The following is a 16193-nucleotide window of genomic DNA, read 5'->3' on the forward strand; positions in this document are numbered from 1 at the left end:
GCGAAGCCGCTCGGAGCGATCAGGCGTTGTCGAGTGCTTCGCCTGACAAGCCGAAAGCGATGACGCGATCCGGGTGTATGCGGATCATTTCGCGGGAGACGCCCGAGATGTAGGGGTCCACGTCGGTGAGCGGTTCGGCGGTGCCGCGGATTTCCAGGCAGCGGACGCGCCAGGGTTGGACCGAGGCGATGTCGTCGACGACGAAGGCGACATGGGGGTTCGTGGTGAGGTTGCGGAACTTTCGGGAGGCGCCCATGTTCCAGCCCGCGATGTCGATGGTGCCGAGGTCGGCGTTGTAGCGGAAGCCGACCGGGTTGTTCTGCGGTGTGCCGTCGGGGCGGACGGTGGCCAGGCGGCCGAGGCGCTGGGTGTGCAGGTAGTCGATCTGTTCCGGGGTCAGAGTCGTGGTCATGGGGCGACGGTAGAACCTCGAGCTGACTCGAGGTCAACCGCTCAGCTCAGCAGTTTCTTCTGCACCTTCCCCATGGCGTTGCGGGGCAGCGCGTCCACCACGCGGATTTCGCGCGGGCGTTTGTGCACCGAAAGCTGTTCGGCCACATGGTCGATCAGCTCGCGCTCGGTGGCCGCGTCGCGCAGCACGACGAAGGCGGTGATGCGCTGGCCGAGGTCGTCGTCGGGGAGGCCGACCACCGCGGCTTCCGCGACCGCGGGGTGGCCGAGCAGCACCGTCTCCACCTCGCCCGCGCCCACGCGGTAGCCGCCGGACTTGATCAGGTCCACCGATTCCCGGCCGACGATGCGGTGGAAGCCCGCCGGGTCGATGACGGCGACGTCGCCGGTCCGGAACCAGCCGTCCTCGGTCCAGCACTCCGCGGTCGCCTCCGGACGGTTCAGATAGCCGTCGAAGAGCATCGGGCCGAGCACCTGGAGACCGCCGATGCTTTCGCCGTCGTGCGGGACCGGAGCGCCGGATTCGTCCCTGAGCCGGGTTTGCACCCCGCGCACGGGCGTGCCGACCCAGCCCGGTCTGCGCTCGCCGTCGGCCCGGGTGGAGAGCGTGATCATGGTTTCGCTCATGCCGTAGCGCTCGATCGGCGCGTGCCCGGTCAGCTCACGCAGCCGCTCGAACACCGGGACCGGCAGCGGCGCGCTTCCGGAAACCAAGAGCCGGGCGTCGGACAATTGCTTTGCCGCGTCGGGGTCGTCGACCACCCGCGACCACACGGTGGGCACGCCGAAGTACAGCGAACCCTTGGCCGCCGCGTATGCCTGCGGAGTCGGTTTGCCGGTGTGGACGAGCGGACTGCCCACGCGCAGCGGGCCGAGCAGGCCGAGGACCAGCCCGTGCACGTGGAACAGCGGAAGTCCATGTACCAGAACGTCGTTCGCGGTCCATGCCCATGCGTCGGCGAGCGCGTCCAGACCCGCCGCGATGGCGCCCCGGCTCAGCACGACGCCCTTGGGCAGACCCGTGGTCCCCGACGTGTACAACACGAAAGCCGTTGTGCCGGGATCGGGTTCGGGATAGGTGTGCCACGACCTCGCGTGCCGCCGCACCGGCACCCGCGGCAGCTCGCTGTCCTCCGGAGCCTTCCCGAGCCACGCCTGCGCGCCGGAGTCGGCGAGGATGTGCGCGCGCTCAGCGGTTCCGGAGTCCGGCGGCACCGGCACCACCGTGACGCCCGCGATCAGGCTGCCGACCACCGCGAGGACGGTCTCCACGGTCGGTTCGGCCAGCACCGCCACCCGTTCCGCACGCGCGACGCGTTCGGCCACCGAAGTGGCGGCGCCGAGCAGGTCGCTGCGCGAGAGGGTGGTCCCGTCGATGGTCACGGCGTCGGGGATGTCCGCGCCGCCTGCGACGGCGAGCGGGTTCAGCGAACTGAGCAGCAGCGGCGGGGCGAACGGCATTCGACCACGCTACTTCGTCGGTTCCACGGCGTAGCGGCGACATCCACGCCCCGCAGCTCGTTGACACCCTGCTGACGCGGTGAGAAAGTTGTTGCATAGCCTTCTCAGCACTGCGAGGTCAACGATGACCAGGCCACTTCGCGCGACGCATCGGCCCGAATCGCCGGACTCCTTCGACATCGGGCAGTACATCGACGGCCTCGCCGGATTCCTCGGCGGCACCGCGAACGTCATCATGCAGCTGAGCGCGCCGCCGGTCGGCTACGGCGTGGTGGAGAGCACGGTCGACAGCGGGAAGGTCATGCTGCACCCGGTCAAACGGTTGCGCACCACCCTGACCTATCTGTCCGTGGCGATGCTCGGCACCGACGAGGAGCGCGCCGCCTACCGAGATGCGGTCAACGTCGCGCATCGCCCGGTCCATTCGACCGCGTCCAGTCCGGTGCGCTACAACGCCTTCGACCCCGCTCTGCAACTGTGGGTCGCGGCCTGCCTGCACTGGGGCGCGAAGGATCTGTACGAGCGGATGCACGGCCCGATGGACGAGGCGACCGCCGACGCCTTCTACCGGCTCGGCGCCCGGCTGGGCACCACGCTGCAAATGCCCGAGACGATGTGGCCCGCCGACCGGCGCGCCTTCGACGAGTACTGGGCCACGAACCTCGCCGAGACCAGCATCGACCCGACCGTCCGCGCCTATTTCTACGACCTCATCGACCTGCGGATGCTGCCGCGACCGGCGCAACTGGCGTTCGCGAGGCTACACCGCTTCTTCGTCACGGGCCTGCTGCCCCAGCACCTGCGCGACGAAATGAGCCTGGCCTGGACCGCACGCGACGAACGCGCGCTCGGCCGGATCCTGCGCGCCGTCGGCGCCGCGGAGGCCAGGCTGCCGCGGCCGATCCGCGTCTTCCCGTTCAACGCCTATCTGCTGGATATGCGCATCCGGCGGCGGCTCGGCCTGCGCCTGGTCTGAGACGACCGGGTCGGGTCCACCCGTTTCATTCCGGCAATCGCTGGGCAATCGCTCCTCCAGCAGTCCGATTCCCTCTGACGAGCCAGGAGGAACGATGGGCTATCGCATGACGACGACCGCGCTCATCGCGGGCGCGTGCCTGGCACTGTTCGCGCCGGTCGCGGCGGCCGAACCCGAGGAGAGTGGCGCGGAGTCCGTGCCGCCTCGCACCGCGATCTCCGTGCGCACCATCTTCGGCATCGGGTGGGGCACCGCCAACGAACACGAATCGCGCTCGAGCCTGTCGCTGGCCAAGTTGTTCATGGCCGACTACGCCCTGCGCCACGGCGACGGGTCGGCCGAAGACCGCGGCTTGGCCGAACGGATGATCCGCTATTCCGACGACGGGGCCGCGAGCCTGATGGAGGCCAAGTATCCGCAGGCGGTCGCCGCCATCGCGCAGGAGTACGGCCTCACCGAGACGGTTCCCGGTCCCAGCTGGGGCGCGGGAGCGACGAGCGTCGCGAACGTGTCCGACTTCCTGGTCGCCAAACTGCGCACCGATCCCGGATCGCCGATCTTCGAGTGGATGGCCGCCGCGGGTTCGATGGCCCAAGACGGCACCGAACAGGATTGGGGCACCGCGCGCTGGCCGTTCGTGCTCGGCACCAAATGGGGCTGGTCGGATTTCGGCGAGCCGGAGGTCGCTTCGGCGTCCTACGGTCACGGCTTCGCGGTGACGGCGCACACCCGCGGCACCGCGGCCGAGCAGACCGCCGACGTGCTCGCCGCGCTCGGCGCGATGATGAGCGGGCTCCCGCAGTTCCGCTGAGCACGCGGGGGATGAGCGATATCTAGGGCACCCGGAACGACACCACCACGTGGTCGCGCGCGAACTGCCGGATCGCGGCGTCGTCGCCCAGCGGGATCACCGTCTGCGGGGTCAGCGCCAGCGAAAGCGCTGTGCGGGCGATCATCTCGGCCAACGGCTCCGGGTCGTATTCCGGCAGCTTGCCCTCCCGCTGCAACCGCGTGATGAACTCAGCGAGGTAGTCGCGGCCGAGTTCGATGACGGGCGCGCCTTCGGTGGTGAGGTAGGGCAGCACGAGCTCGGGCTCGGTCGCCAGCAGGCGGTGGATCAGCCGGTTTCCACGCAGGCCATTGATGAACGCGGCGAACAGCTCGACGATCTGCTCCTCGGCGCTCGCGTCCCGATCGACCTGCCGTTGCAGCGCGGCGTCGACGTCCTCGATGAACTCCCGGGTCTGGCGCAGCCCGACGGCTTTGATCAGATCGGATTTGCTGGCGAAGCGCCGGTAGAGCGTGGCCAGCGACAGCCCGCAGCGGCGCGCGACCTCGACCATGCTGGTGCGTTTGATGCCGAAGTCCAGGAACGCCACCAGCGCCGCGTCCAGCACACGGGCCTGATTGGGGTCCTCCGGTGCCGCGCTGCGCACGAGCGGCAGCAGTCTGGTCAGCGTGGCCATGCCTCGACCCTCTCCGCGTCGGCGAAACAATGACACTTCCAGCATCGCATACCATCACGGCGGCTCCGCGCCCGATTGACAGACCGCCAAGACGATGAGAAGGTGAGGGCATAATCTTCTCATTGCTCGGCTCCTAGTCGGGCGGATACCGAAAGACGAGGTCAACGATGACCGCGCCGCTGGGCACCACCGAGCACGAGCCGGATCCGGAGCTGATTCTGACCCCGGAGACCGTCGCGGAGTACATGGACGGAATCGCCGCGTTCCTCGGCGGCACCGCCAACGTCATCGTGCAGCTGAGCCTGCGCCCGGTCGGCCGCGGCGTCCTGGAGAGCACCGTCGACAGCGGCAAGGTCACCCTGCACCCGCTCAAGCGGCTGCGCACCACACTGACCTACATCGCGGTGGCGCTGCTGGGTTCGGACGACGAACGCGCCGCCTATCGTGCGGCGGTCAACGTCTCACATCGCCCGGTGCGCTCCACCGCGGCGAGTCCGGTGAAATACAACGCCTTCGACCCGAACCTGCAACTGTGGGTTGCCGCCTGCCTGTACTGGGGCATCGACGATCTCTACACCCGCATGCACGGCCCGATGGACACCGCCACCGCCGAGGCCTTCTATCACTATGCCGCGCGCCTCGGCACGACGCTGCAGATGCGGCCGGAGATGTGGCCCGCGAATCGTGCGGAATTCCAGCGGTATTGGGATGAGAACCTGAAGCAGCGCGCCATCGAACCGGCCCTGCGGGACTACTTCGACGATCTGATCGACCTGAAGATGATGCCGCGTCCGGTGCAGGTGGTCTTCGCCAAGCTGCAACGGTTCGTCGTCACCGGCCTACTGCCCCAGCGCTTGCGCGACGAGATGGGCATGAGCTGGACCGAGCGCGATCAGCGTCGCTTCGATCGGCTGCTGGGGGCCATCGCGGCGGTGCACACTCGACTGCCGAGGCCGGTACGGATGTTCCCGCTCAACGCCTATCTGCTCGACCTGCGCATCCGGATGCGTCTAGGGAAACCGCTGGTCTAGGCCGCGCAGGGGCGTGTCTCACGTGTCCATGTGCGGGTAGCGGTATTCGACCGGGGGAACGAAGGTCTCCTTGATCGTGCGCGGCGCGACCCAGCGCAGCAGGTTCAGCGGCGAGCCCGCCTTGTCGTCGGTGCCGGAGGCGCGGGCCCCGCCGAACGGCTGCTGGCCCACCACCGCGCCGGTCGGCTTGTCGTTGACGTAGAAGTTTCCCGCCGCGAATCGCAAAGCGGCGTCGGCCTGTTCGATCGCGTTTCGGTCCTGCGCGAACACCGCGCCGGTCAGGGCGTAGGGTGCGGCAGATTCGACTTCGGCGAGAATCGCGCTGTAGGCGCCGGGTTCGGCGTCGTCGTAGACGTACACCGACAGAATCGGCCCGAAGTACTCGGTGGCGAACGATTCGTCGTGCGGGTTGTCGGTCAGCAACACGGTGGGCCGGACGAACCAGCCTTCGCTATCGTCATAGCGGCCGCCGACCGGAATGGTGAGACCGGCATCCCGGGCGCGCTCGATGGCCGCCACATTCTTGTCGAACGCACGCCGATCGATCAGCGCCCCACCGAAATTCGACAGATCCGCGACATCGCCATAGCTCAGTTGCTCGGCGACGTGCAGGAAGTCGTCGCCCATCGCACGCCACACCGACCGCGCGATATAGGCGCGCGAGGCCGCCGAGCATTTCTGGCCTTGATACTCGTAGGCGCCGCGAATCAGGGCGGTGCGCAACGCGTCCGGGTCGGCGGAGGAGTGCGCGACGATGAAGTCCTTGCCGCCGGTCTCCCCGACCAGACGCGGATAGCCGTGGTAGCGGCCGATATTCGCGCCGACTTGCCGCCACAGATACTGGAACGTCTTCGCGGAACCGGTGAAGTGGATACCGGCCAGCCGCGGATCGGTCAGCGCCACCTCCGACAGCCGCACACCGTCCCCGGTGACCATATTGATCACGCCGGGCGGCAGCCCCGCCGCCTCCAGCAACCGCATTGTGTAGAAGGCGGACAGGGTCTGGGTGGGCGACGGTTTCCACACGACGGTGTTGCCCATCAGCGCCGGAGCGGTAGGCAGGTTACCGGCGATCGCCGTGAAATTGAACGGGCTGATGGCGTAGACGAACCCCTCGAGCGGCCGGTAGTCCATCCGGTTCCACATCCCGGCGCTGGACTGCGGCTGCTGCGCGAGGATGCCGCGCGCGAAGGCCACGTTGAACCGCCAGAAGTCGACCAATTCGCACGGCGCGTCGATCTCGGCCTGCTGCGCCGATTTCGACTGCCCGAGCATGGTGGCCGCCGCGAGAGTTTCCCGCCAAGGGCCTGCCAACAGGTCGGCCGCGCGCAACAGCACCGCGGCGCGTTCCTCGAACGGCAGCGCCCGCCAACCGGGGGCGGCCGCCATCGCGGCGTCGATGGCTCCGTGTGCTTCCGAATGCGTGGTGTCGGTGTAGGTCCCCAGCACGTGTCGGTGCCGATGCGGCGCGACGATGTCGTGCCGTTCGCCGATGCCCGGCCGGTGCTTGCCGCCGATCACCAGCGGCACGTCGACGGGCTCGGCGGACAACTCGGCCAGTTTGCCGAGCAATAGCTCTCGTTCCAGGGTGGCCGGGGCGTAGGAGTGCACCGGCTCATTGCTCGGCGTGGGGACAACCGTGACAGCGTCCATACTTCAGGCTAGCTCTCCCGGCCCGACGCGCGCGGCCGCCGACACACCGGTTTCGACCGGCCCGACCATCTCTCGCGACAGCGGTTGCCGCGCAGGGGCGGCGTTCCCAGACCGGTTTCGTCCAGCCGCGAGCGTCAGCCCGCGGCGTGCTGTTCCGTCACCGCGGCGATGCGCTCGTCAGCGGCGATCAGCGCGATCCGCACGTGCTCTGCCCGTGTACATGCGTTCGGCCGCAGCGGCAACCCGCTCGCCGATCGCGATCAGCGCGATCCGCAACCGCCCAACCTCAGCCCGCGGTGAGACGTTCGGCCGCAGCGGCAACCCGCTCGCCGATCGCGATCAGCGCGATCCGCAACCGCCCAACCTCAGCCCGCGGTGAGACGTTCGGCGGCCGCGGCGACGCGCTCGTCGGTGGCGGTCAGCGCGATCCGCACGTGCTCGGCGGCGGCGGGGCCGTAGAAGTCGCCGGGCGCGGCGAGGATGCCGCGGTCGGCCAGCCAGTCCAGCGTGGTGCGGCACGGCTCGCCGCGCGTCGACCACAGATACAGGCCCGCCTCCGAGTGATCGATCCGGAAACCGGCCTCCAGCAGCGCCTTTCGCAACACTTCGCGGCGCGCCCGGTACCGCTCGCGCTGCTGCGCCTCGTGGGCGTCGTCGCTCAGCGCGGCCGTCATCGCGGCCTGGATCGGGAAGGGCACCATCATGCCCGCGTGCTTGCGCACCTCGAGCAGCTCGGCCACCAGGGTCGGGTCGCCCGCCACGAATCCGGCGCGGTAACTGGCCAGGTTGGAGGTCTTGGACAGCGAATGCAACGCGAGCAGGTTGGTGTGATCGCCGTCGCACACCTCGGGGTCGAGCAGCGAGACCGCGCGACCCTCCCAGGCCAGTCCCAGGTAACACTCGTCGGAGGCGACGATCGCGCCGCGTTCACGCGCGAACGCCACCACCTTGCGCAGGTGATCGACACCGAGTACCCGGCCGGTCGGGTTGGACGGCGAGTTCACGTAGATCAGCGCGGGCGTCTGCGGACCCAGCCGGGTCAGCCCGTCTGCGCGCAGCACCTGCGCGCCCGCCAGCAGCGCGCCGACCTCGTAGGTGGGGTAGGCGACCTCAGGGACGACCACCAGGTCGCCGGGGCCGAGACCGAGCAGCCGGGGAAGCCCGGCGATCAGTTCCTTGGTGCCGATCGCGGGCAGCACCGCCGCCGGATCGAGACCGGTGATCCCATAGCGCCGCTTCAGCGCGTCGACCGCGGCCGCGCGGAGCTCTGGGGTGCCGTGCGTGGTCGGGTATCCGGGCACTTCGGCGACCGAATTCAGCGCCGCGCGGATCAGCGGATCGACCGGGTCGACGGGGGTGCCGACGGACAGATCGACGATCCCGCCGGGATGAGCGGCCGCCTTCAGCTTGACCGAAGCGATGGTGTCCCAGGGAAAATCGGGCAGCCGACCACTGACCCGGCCACGCGGTGACACGTCAGATCTCACTCGCTCGCCATCGGGGGCAGTTCCTTGATGAACGGCGGGTCGTAGTCGACCTTGCCGACCTTCGTCGCGCCTCCGGGTGAACCCAGCTCGTCGAAGAAATCGACGTTGGCGTTCACGTATCCGCTCCACTGGTCCGGGGTGTCGTCTTCGTAGAAGATCGCCTCCACCGGGCACACCGGCTCACATGCACCACAGTCCACGCACTCGTCGGGATGGATGTACAGCATGCGACCACCCTCGTAGATGCAGTCAACGGGGCATTCCTCGATGCATGCCTTGTCCTTCACGTCAACGCACGGTTCAGCGATGATGTACGGCACTGCCGCTCTCCTAGTCTGTCCTCGCCTGCGGGATAGTCCGCCCGGCGAAACCCTATCCCGGCACCCCACGTTACTACTGGTCAGCCTGCCCTAACTCAGGGTGGTACGCACTAGATTCTGGGGCCGAGCGACCGGCGCGGTGGCCGGGTCGCCGAGTGCCCCGTCCCCGAGCGGCTTCGCTCATCACCGCACGCCGCCGATTCGCGTTCACCCCACCGTCAAGGGGAGCGCCGTCATCTTGTGCTGCGGCACGCCGTAGGTCGTGGTCCGCTCCCTGGCCGGGCGGCCGATGCCCGCGGCGATCTCGACCAGCTCGGCGACGGTCTTCGCCGAGCCGTGCTGTGATCCGGCCATCCGGGAGATGGTCTCCTCCATGAGCGTGCCGCCCAGATCGTTGGCGCCGCTGTTCAGCATCACCCGGGTTCCGGTGGTCCCGAGCTTGACCCAGCTGGTCTGGATGTTCCGGATCCGGCCGTGCAGCATGATCCTGGCCAGCGCGTGGGCGGCGCGGTTGTCCCGGTTCGTCGGGCCGGGACGCGCGGCGCCGGCCAAGTACAGCGGCGCGCTCTGGTGGACGAACGGCAGCAGCACGAATTCGGTGAAACCGCCGGTCTCGTCCTGGATTCCGCGCAGCACCCGCAGATGCCCGACCCAGTGCTTCGGATTATCGACGTGGCCGTACATCATGGTCGAGCTGGACCGGATGCCCACCTGGTGCGCCGTGGTGATCACCTCGATCCACGCCGAGGTGGGCAACTTGCCCTTGGTGAGCACCCAGCGCACCTCGTCGTCCAGGATCTCCGCGGCCGTGCCGGGAATGGTGTCCAGACCGGCTTCCTTCAGGGCGACCAGCCAGTCCCGGATGCTCTGGCCGCCGCGCGAGGCGCCGTTGACGATCTCCATCGGACTGAACGCGTGCACATGCATCGACGGAACTCGCTGCTTGACCGCGCGCACCAGGTCGGCGTACCCGGTGACCGGCAGGTCGGGGTCGATGCCGCCCTGCATGCACACTTCGGTGGCGCCGTCGACGTGCGCCTCCCACGCCCGGTCGGCGACCTCGTCCATGCTCAGCGTGAACGCGTCGGCGTCGCCCTTGCGCTGGGCGAAGGCGCAGAACCGGCACCCGGTGTAGCAGATATTGGTGAAGTTGATGTTCCGGTTCACCACATAGGTGACATCGTCGCCGACCGTGTCGCGCCGCAATTGATCGGCCAGCGCGGCGACCGCCTCGAGTTCGGCGCCGTCGGCCGTGGCCAGCGCGAGGTATTCGGCGTCGCTGAGCCCGGCCGGGTCGCGTTCGGCGGCGCGCAGCGCGGCGAGCACATCGGAGTCCAGCCGCTGCGGCGTCGCGACGGCGAGATCACGCGCCTGTTCCCGGATCGTGTCCCAGTCGCCGAAAGCGCCGACCACGTCCTGGCCGAGCCCGGCGTCGCTGCGGTGCTCGGTGTTGCGGCCCTCGGTGTCGATGGCGGTGTTGAGATCGACGCGTCCGGTCGATTCCCATGACTCGTCCGGCTCCTGCCACGGCAAACCCACCGGCATCGCGTCCGGATTCGCCAGCCCGGTCGCCGGGTCGGTGAGCGCCGCGACGTGCGCGCCGATGCGCGGATCGACCCACGGATTGCCCGCCCGCACGTACTTCGGGTGCGCGGAGGTGCGCTCGACGAGTTGATAGCCCGCCGCCTCGGTGATCTCGCGCAGCGTGTCCAGGTTCGGCCACGGCCGCTCCGGGTTCACGTGGTCCGGCGTCACCGGCGACACACCGCCCCAGTCGTCGATGCCCGCCTCGATCAGCGCGCGGCACTCGGCATGCGACACCAGGTTCGGCGGCGCCTGCACCGGGACGTCGGGTCCGAGCAGGATGCGGGTGACGGCGATGGTGGCGAGGAATTCCTCCAGGCCCGCGTCCGGCACGTCCCGCATCGCAGTGTCGTCCTTGGCGCGGAAGTTCTGGATGATGACTTCCTGGATGTGCCCGAAAGCCTTGTGCTGCTTGCGGATCGCCATGATCGACTCGGCCCGCTCGGCCATCGTCTCGCCGATGCCGACCAGGATGCCGGTGGTGTAGGGCACCGAGAGGCGGCCCGCGTCGGTGATGGCGCGCAGCCGCACCGCGGGATCCTTGTCCGGGCTGCCGTAGTGGCAGTTGCCCTTCTCGGTGAACAGCCGGGTCGCCGTGGTCTCCAGCATCATGCCCATGGACTGCGCCACCGGCTTGAGCCGCGCGATCTCCTCCCACGACATCACACCCGGATTCAGGTGCGGCAGCAGGCCGGTCTCCTCCAGCACCATGATCGACACGGCGCGCAGGTAGTCCAGCGTGGAGTCGTAGCCGCGCTCGTCGAGCCACTGCGCGGCCTCCGGCCAGCGGTCCTCGGGCCGGTCACCCAGCGTGAACAGCGCCTCCTTGCACCCGAGCGCCGCGCCTCGGCGTGCGATGTCGAGCACTTCGTCGGGTTCGAGGAACATCCCCTTGCCCTCGGCGCGCAGCTTGCCCGGCACCGTGACGAACGTGCAGTAGTGGCACTTGTCCCGGCACAGACGCGTCAGCGGGATGAAGACGTTGCGGGAATAGCTGATCGTCTTCGGACGACCCGCGGAGGCGAGCCCGGCGTCGCGCACCCGCGCGGCACTGCGACAGAGGTCGGCGAGGTCGTCACCGGTCGCGTGCAACAGCACCGCGGCCTCGTCCACGTTCAACGTGACACCGTCGCGGGCCCTGCGCAGTGCCCGGCGCATGGCCGATGGACTGGGCTGCGACGGCGGGACGCTCGGGTTCGGTAGGTCGGTCACGCCCTCGATCATGCGCTACACATCCGGAACTGTCTCCCTCCAGTGCTCGAGAGTGAGGCGAAGCGGACCAGCCGCGCTCACTGCGGCGCCCGCGCTGCACGCGGGCGCCGTCGAGCGTTGACAACTGCGCGGCGCCCGAGGCTATTCCGGGGTGGCGTCGGCGAGCACCGCGTCGCCGCGGTCCGCGGACGATTGCCTGCGACAGCGGGTGCGCGATCGTGCAACCATGGCAGCATGTCGCAGTCGCGCACGATCTTGGCCGACCCGGCCTGGCGCCCGAGCCCGAAGGCGAAGCTCCTGTGGACCGTGCAGGCGGCGCTGGCCTGGGTGATCCCCTTCGCGGCGCTGATCGTGTGGGCGATGCTCGACTCCGCGCACCGCGGCTGGCAACTCGGCGTCTTCCTGGTCACGGTGGCGCTGGCCGTGCTGAACGTCGGCGTCGTGCCGTGGTGGCGGTACGCCGTGCACCGCTGGGAGGTGACCGACGAGGCGGTGTACACCAGGGTCGGCTGGCTCAGCCAGGAGAGCCGGGTGGCGCCGATCTCGCGGGTGCAGACCGTCGACACCGAACGCGGACCCCTGGAGCGTCTGCTCGGCCTGGCCACGATCACCGTGACCACCGCCTCCTCCGCGGGTGCGGTGCAGATCAGCGCCCTCGATCTGCCGGTCGCCGAAGAGACCGTGACGCGGTTGACCCGGATCGCCGCCCAGCACCGCGGGGACGCGACATGAACGGGCGACCGGCGAACTCGGACGAGCACTCGCGCGTGGTGGCACGCAGTGCCACCGAGGGGCGACAATGAGTGACCCCGGCGAGCGAACCGCGAACCCGGACGAGGTGGGCGCCGCGCAGGAGGGCCAGCCGTGGCAGCGGCTCGACAAGCGGATGCTGCTGGTCCATCCGATCACCGAAGTCGTGAAGTTCATCCCGGTGCTGGTCGGTTCGGTGATTCTCGGTACGAGCAGCGGCAACCATGTGTGGAGCATCATCCCGGTGGTGCTGATCGTCGGGTTCGCGCTCACCCGTTGGTTCACAACGACGTACCGGGTCGGACCGACGCACGTCGAGTTGCGCACCGGGTTGCTGGAGCGCAAGAAATTGTCGGTGCCACGCTCGCGCATCCGGTCGGTGGACATCGAAGCGGATCTGCTGCATCGGGTACTCGGGCTCGTCGTGCTGGCGATCGGGACGGGGCAGCAGGCGGATTCCGGTGAACAGTTCAAGCTCGACGCCTTGGACGCGCGCGTCGTGCCGCCGTTGCGCGCCGCGCTGCTCGCGCACACGGCGGGCGAGGTCGAGGAACCAAAAGTACTGCCGGAGAACACATCCGCCGGTTTCGCCACGATCCGAACGCCCAAGCGCGAGATCGGGCATTGGCGTCCGGCATGGGTCCGGTACGCCCCGCTGTCGCTGACCGGGTTCGCGATCGTCGCCCCGATCGTTGGCGTCGCGTTCCAGTACGGACTCGGCGAGATCGTGTTCCGGTCGGACGCGGTGCACGATGTGGAAGACGGCGGCGCGCTCGCACTGGCGCTCGCCGGGGCCGCGCTGCTGTGCGCCGTCGTCCTCGTGGTCAGCGCCGCCGCGTGCGCGCACTACCTGACCACCTATTTCGGGCTGCGCGTCAGCGATGACGGCAAGACCTTGCAGTTGCGCCACGGCCTGTTCACCACGCGGCAGATCACCCTCGATCTGGCCCGGCTGCGCGGGGCGACGGTGAAGGAACCGCTGCTGCTGCGCTTGGCGGGCGGCGCCGAGCTCGAGGCGATCATGACCGGCGAGAATCCGCGGCAGAAGATCCTGCCGCAGGCGCCGCGCCGCGCGGTCGAGCACACCCTGAGTCATCTGCTCGCCCCGGACGAGCTGCGCGACAACGATATTCCCGCACCGGCGGATGCGATTCCCAGTGGCGCCGGGGCATCGGACGCCGGTCCGGCGCCGGGCAGCGCGCCGCTGATCGCGCACGGCCCGGCCGCACGGCGTCGCAGGTACACCCGCGCACTCGCCCCGGTCGCTTTCCTCGCCGTCGTGCTGGCCTACCTCGCTCTTGCCGGGGCGGGTTATTCGCCGTGGTGGTGGTTGCTGCACGGCCTCGCCGTTCCGGTGGCGCTCGCAGTGGCGGAAGACCGCTACCGCGGCCTCGGCCACGCCGTGCTTCCCCGCACGGCCACCAGCCCGGCCTGGCTGATCACCCGCTCCGGATCGCTGGACCGGGACCGGGACTGCCTGGAGGCGCCCGGCGTGATCGGCTGGACCGTGCGTCAGACCTTCTTCCAGCGCCGCGCCGGAGTCGCCACGGTGGTCGCGGCGACCGCGGCGGGCAAGAAGCGCTACGCGGTGGTCGACATCCCGATCGACCAGGCATGGGAGCTCATCGAGGCCGTCACACCGGGGCGGCTCGGCATACGCTGACCCGCACCCCTGGCGGTCGGGCTTCCCTGAGTTCAGCGCGGACGGAAGACGTGGGCGTTCATCTGGAAGTAGATGTAGGCCAGCGGCGGGAGCAATCCGCCGAACAGCAGCAGCGCGGTGCGCCAATCGCTGCCGAGCAGGATGTCGCCGCCCGGGCCGACGCTCGCGCAGACCAGGAATCCGAGCGCCCACGCGGCCAGCGGAAGCCCCATGGCGGCGGTGCGCGGGGTGAGCGTCCGCACGCCCGCGACGAGCAGCACGTTCACCGCACCGGCCAGGACAGCGGTGATCGGAAACGCGGTGGCTCCCAGATAGGTCGGCAGATACAACACCTCGATCGACAAGGTGAGCAGGCCGTCCAGGACCAGGACAACGAGGATCACCTGGGCCAGGACGCGGCCGACCGCGAGACGAGCGGCGCCGGATGCGGCGGGAGCCTGATCGTCGACTTTCGTCGTCACGGCACCGGCGGATAACCGAGGAGGGTCAACAGGTGGCTCTGCATGTCGACAAACGCGTACAGCACCGTCATATACAGGTCGTGTTGTTCCTGCCAGTGCGGCTTCATGCTGTCGACGAACGCCGCGATCGCGTTCTGGAGCTCCCAGTTGTACATACTGCCGAGTCTATTCTGGTGTTCCCGCGCGCATGATCAATTCTCGCCGTCCAGCGGGAGGTTCGCGACCACCGGGAAGGCGCCGGTGTGCCCCTCGCGCCCCGCCGCGATGGCGAGCACCCGCTTGCGGGCGGCGAACCAGCCGACGACCAGCGCGGGGATGATCAGGGCGAGGGTCGCGACCGTCCAGGTCCCGACGGGATAGTCGAATCCGGTGAGCACGACGACCAAGACCAGGAACACCAGCGTGAGCAGCCCGGTGTAGGGCGCTCCGAACATGCGGAACGCCGGACGCTCTATGCGCCCCTGCGTGGACCAGCGCCACAGTCGCAGCTGGCACAGAACGATGGTGGCCCATGACGCGACGATGCCCAACGAGGCCATGTTGAGCACGATCTCGAAGGCGCGGTCCGGGACGACGCCGTTGATGGCGATGCCGACCAGCGCGATCAGGCTGGTGAGCAGGATGCCGCCGTAGGGAACGCCATTGCGGCCCATCACGCCGGTGAATTTCGGCGCGCTTCCGTTCATCGACATCGAGCGCAGGATGCGTCCGGTGGAGTACAGCCCGGCGTTCAGGCTGGAGAACGCCGCGGTCAGCACCACGAGATTCATCACGCTGCCGATGCCGGGGACGCCGAGCATGGTGAAGAAGGTCACGAACGGACTCTCCTTGGCGGTGTAGTGCGTGTACGGCAGCAGCAGCCCCAACAGCACCAGCGAACCGACGTAGAAGACCGCGATCCGGGCGATCACCGAGTTGATGGCACGCGGCATGACTTCGGCGGGCCGCTCCGTCTCCCCCGCCGCAGTGCCGACCAATTCGACTGCCGCATAGGCGAATACGACGCCGGACACGACCACGACGAGAGGCAGGAGACCGGTCGGGAAAAGCCCGCCATGGTCGGCGATCACGCTCGGTCCGGTCGGACTGCCCTGCACGGTGAACCGGCCGATCAAAAAGATCGTGCCGACGATGAGAAATGCGCTGAGCGCGAACACCTTTACCAACGCGGCCCAGAATTCCATTTCGCCGAACCACTTCACCGAGATCAGGTTGACGCCCAGCACGAGGACCAGCGCGACGAGCGCCAGCACCCACTGCGGAATATGGGTGAATCCGGACCAGTAGTGAAAATACTGCGCGATCGCCGTGGTGTCGGCGATGCCGGTCATCGACCAGTTCAGAAAGTACATCCAGCCCGCGACGAAAGCGGCCTTCTCACCGAAGAACTCACGTGCGTAGGAGACGAACGAACCGGACGATGGCCGGTGCAGCACCAACTCGCCGAGCGCGCGCAGGATCAGGAACGCGAAGAAGCCGCATACCCCGTAGACCAGGAACAATCCGGGTCCGGCACTGGCCAGCCGCCCACCGGCGCCGAGGAACAGGCCGGTGCCGATGGCACCGCCGATCGCGATCATCTGCAGCTGTCGCGGCTTCAGGCTCTTGTGGTATCCGTGGTCCTCGATAGTGAGGTGGGTCTTGTCGCCGACCGCTGTCATGAAACGCCGGATCCTCCATGTCGCTGTCCCGGAAATCACCGGAACGGTACCCGGCGC

The 16193-nt window shown here is 68.7% G+C and carries 15 protein-coding genes; 5 read left to right on the plus strand and 10 right to left on the minus strand.

What is annotated here, in order from left to right; all coding sequences use genetic code 11:
- Positions 1-19: 19 nt before the first annotated feature.
- Together ON34_RS21750 and ON34_RS21755 are read right to left on the minus strand one after the other, a co-directional pair.
- Positions 20-412: a PPOX class F420-dependent oxidoreductase gene (locus ON34_RS21750; RefSeq protein WP_040782280.1), complete on the minus strand. Its 393-nt coding sequence runs from the start codon at positions 410-412 to the stop codon at positions 20-22.
- Between the two features lie 41 nt (positions 413-453).
- Positions 454-1872 carry an acyl-CoA synthetase gene (locus ON34_RS21755; protein WP_174372061.1) on the minus strand — a complete coding sequence of 473 codons (1419 nt, stop codon included), beginning with the start codon at positions 1870-1872 and terminating at the stop codon, positions 454-456.
- Between the two features lie 124 nt (positions 1873-1996).
- Between ON34_RS21755 and ON34_RS21760 the strand changes: the two genes are divergently transcribed.
- Positions 1997-2848: an oxygenase MpaB family protein gene (locus tag ON34_RS21760; protein WP_040782281.1), complete on the plus strand. Its 852-nt coding sequence runs from the start codon at positions 1997-1999 to the stop codon at positions 2846-2848.
- A 94-nt stretch (positions 2849-2942) separates the two neighbouring features.
- The gene (locus tag ON34_RS21765; RefSeq protein WP_040782282.1) at positions 2943-3659 is read left to right on the plus strand and encodes a hypothetical protein; all 717 of its coding nucleotides are present in this window, start codon (positions 2943-2945) and stop codon (positions 3657-3659) included.
- A gap of 22 nt (positions 3660-3681) precedes the next feature.
- On the opposite strand, the gene ON34_RS21770 is transcribed toward ON34_RS21765, so the two are convergent.
- A complete protein-coding gene (locus tag ON34_RS21770; RefSeq protein WP_040782284.1) occupies positions 3682-4314 on the minus strand; it encodes a TetR/AcrR family transcriptional regulator in 633 nt (210 codons plus the stop codon).
- 167 nt (positions 4315-4481) lie between these two features.
- Here ON34_RS21770 and ON34_RS21775 point away from each other — a divergent pair, with 167 nt between their 5' ends.
- On the plus strand, positions 4482-5345 hold the full coding sequence (locus tag ON34_RS21775) for an oxygenase MpaB family protein (protein ID WP_040782285.1): 864 nt from the start codon (positions 4482-4484) through the stop codon (positions 5343-5345).
- A gap of 18 nt (positions 5346-5363) precedes the next feature.
- On the opposite strand, the gene pruA is transcribed toward ON34_RS21775, so the two are convergent.
- The 4 genes from pruA to ON34_RS21795 form a co-directional block, all read right to left on the minus strand.
- Positions 5364-6998, minus strand: coding sequence for an L-glutamate gamma-semialdehyde dehydrogenase (gene pruA, locus ON34_RS21780; RefSeq protein WP_040782288.1), 1635 nt, complete (start codon positions 6996-6998; stop codon positions 5364-5366).
- A gap of 365 nt (positions 6999-7363) precedes the next feature.
- Entirely contained in the window at positions 7364-8473 is a 1110-nt protein-coding gene (gene dapC, locus ON34_RS21785; RefSeq protein ID WP_040782290.1) for a succinyldiaminopimelate transaminase, read from the minus strand.
- Positions 8474-8481: 8 nt separating this feature from the next.
- Positions 8482-8805 (minus strand): ferredoxin, encoded by a 324-nt coding sequence (fdxA, locus tag ON34_RS21790; protein ID WP_014987978.1) that lies wholly within the window; start codon positions 8803-8805, stop codon positions 8482-8484.
- A 207-nt stretch (positions 8806-9012) separates the two neighbouring features.
- Positions 9013-11613 carry a bifunctional FO biosynthesis protein CofGH gene (locus ON34_RS21795; protein WP_040782297.1) on the minus strand — a complete coding sequence of 867 codons (2601 nt, stop codon included), beginning with the start codon at positions 11611-11613 and terminating at the stop codon, positions 9013-9015.
- Positions 11614-11835: 222 nt separating this feature from the next.
- Between ON34_RS21795 and ON34_RS21800 the strand changes: the two genes are divergently transcribed.
- Positions 11836-12333 carry a PH domain-containing protein gene (locus tag ON34_RS21800; protein WP_040782299.1) on the plus strand — a complete coding sequence of 166 codons (498 nt, stop codon included), beginning with the start codon at positions 11836-11838 and terminating at the stop codon, positions 12331-12333.
- 67 nt (positions 12334-12400) lie between these two features.
- On the plus strand, positions 12401-14014 hold the full coding sequence (locus tag ON34_RS21805; RefSeq protein WP_040782303.1) for a PH domain-containing protein: 1614 nt from the start codon (positions 12401-12403) through the stop codon (positions 14012-14014).
- A 32-nt stretch (positions 14015-14046) separates the two neighbouring features.
- Here ON34_RS21805 and ON34_RS21810 read toward each other — a convergent pair whose 3' ends face one another.
- The 3 genes from ON34_RS21810 to ON34_RS21815 are packed head-to-tail and all read right to left on the minus strand — an operon-like array spanning position 14047 to position 16136.
- Complete coding sequence (locus ON34_RS21810) at positions 14047-14475, minus strand: hypothetical protein (protein WP_040782305.1); 429 nt, start codon at positions 14473-14475, stop codon at positions 14047-14049.
- Entirely contained in the window at positions 14472-14630 is a 159-nt protein-coding gene (locus ON34_RS36830; RefSeq protein ID WP_169333890.1) for a hypothetical protein, read from the minus strand. The genes ON34_RS21810 and ON34_RS36830 overlap by 4 nt, the downstream gene beginning before the upstream one ends.
- A 36-nt stretch (positions 14631-14666) precedes the next feature.
- Positions 14667-16136 carry an amino acid permease gene (locus ON34_RS21815; protein WP_040782308.1) on the minus strand — a complete coding sequence of 490 codons (1470 nt, stop codon included), beginning with the start codon at positions 16134-16136 and terminating at the stop codon, positions 14667-14669.
- Between the last annotated feature and the right edge of the window lie 57 nt (positions 16137-16193).

The sequence above is a fragment of the Nocardia pneumoniae NBRC 100136 genome, assembly GCF_000308755.1.
Taxonomy (GTDB): Bacteria; Actinomycetota; Actinomycetes; order Mycobacteriales; family Mycobacteriaceae; genus Nocardia; species Nocardia pneumoniae.

Coding starts and splice junctions, on each gene's coding strand:
- ON34_RS21760 (WP_040782281.1), top strand. CDS start 1,997: ATGACCAGGCCACTTCGCGCGACGCATCGGCCCGAATCGCCGGACTCC.
- ON34_RS21750 (WP_040782280.1), bottom strand. CDS start 412: ATGACCACGACTCTGACCCCGGAACAGATCGACTACCTGCACACCCAG.
- ON34_RS21800 (WP_040782299.1), top strand. CDS start 11,836: ATGTCGCAGTCGCGCACGATCTTGGCCGACCCGGCCTGGCGCCCGAGC.
- ON34_RS21805 (WP_040782303.1), top strand. CDS start 12,401: ATGAGTGACCCCGGCGAGCGAACCGCGAACCCGGACGAGGTGGGCGCC.
- ON34_RS21770 (WP_040782284.1), bottom strand. CDS start 4,314: ATGGCCACGCTGACCAGACTGCTGCCGCTCGTGCGCAGCGCGGCACCG.
- pruA (WP_040782288.1), bottom strand. CDS start 6,998: ATGGACGCTGTCACGGTTGTCCCCACGCCGAGCAATGAGCCGGTGCAC.
- ON34_RS21775 (WP_040782285.1), top strand. CDS start 4,482: ATGACCGCGCCGCTGGGCACCACCGAGCACGAGCCGGATCCGGAGCTG.
- ON34_RS21765 (WP_040782282.1), top strand. CDS start 2,943: ATGGGCTATCGCATGACGACGACCGCGCTCATCGCGGGCGCGTGCCTG.
- ON34_RS21815 (WP_040782308.1), bottom strand. CDS start 16,136: ATGACAGCGGTCGGCGACAAGACCCACCTCACTATCGAGGACCACGGA.
- ON34_RS36830 (WP_169333890.1), bottom strand. CDS start 14,630: ATGTACAACTGGGAGCTCCAGAACGCGATCGCGGCGTTCGTCGACAGC.
- ON34_RS21795 (WP_040782297.1), bottom strand. CDS start 11,613: ATGATCGAGGGCGTGACCGACCTACCGAACCCGAGCGTCCCGCCGTCG.
- ON34_RS21755 (WP_174372061.1), bottom strand. CDS start 1,872: ATGCCGTTCGCCCCGCCGCTGCTGCTCAGTTCGCTGAACCCGCTCGCC.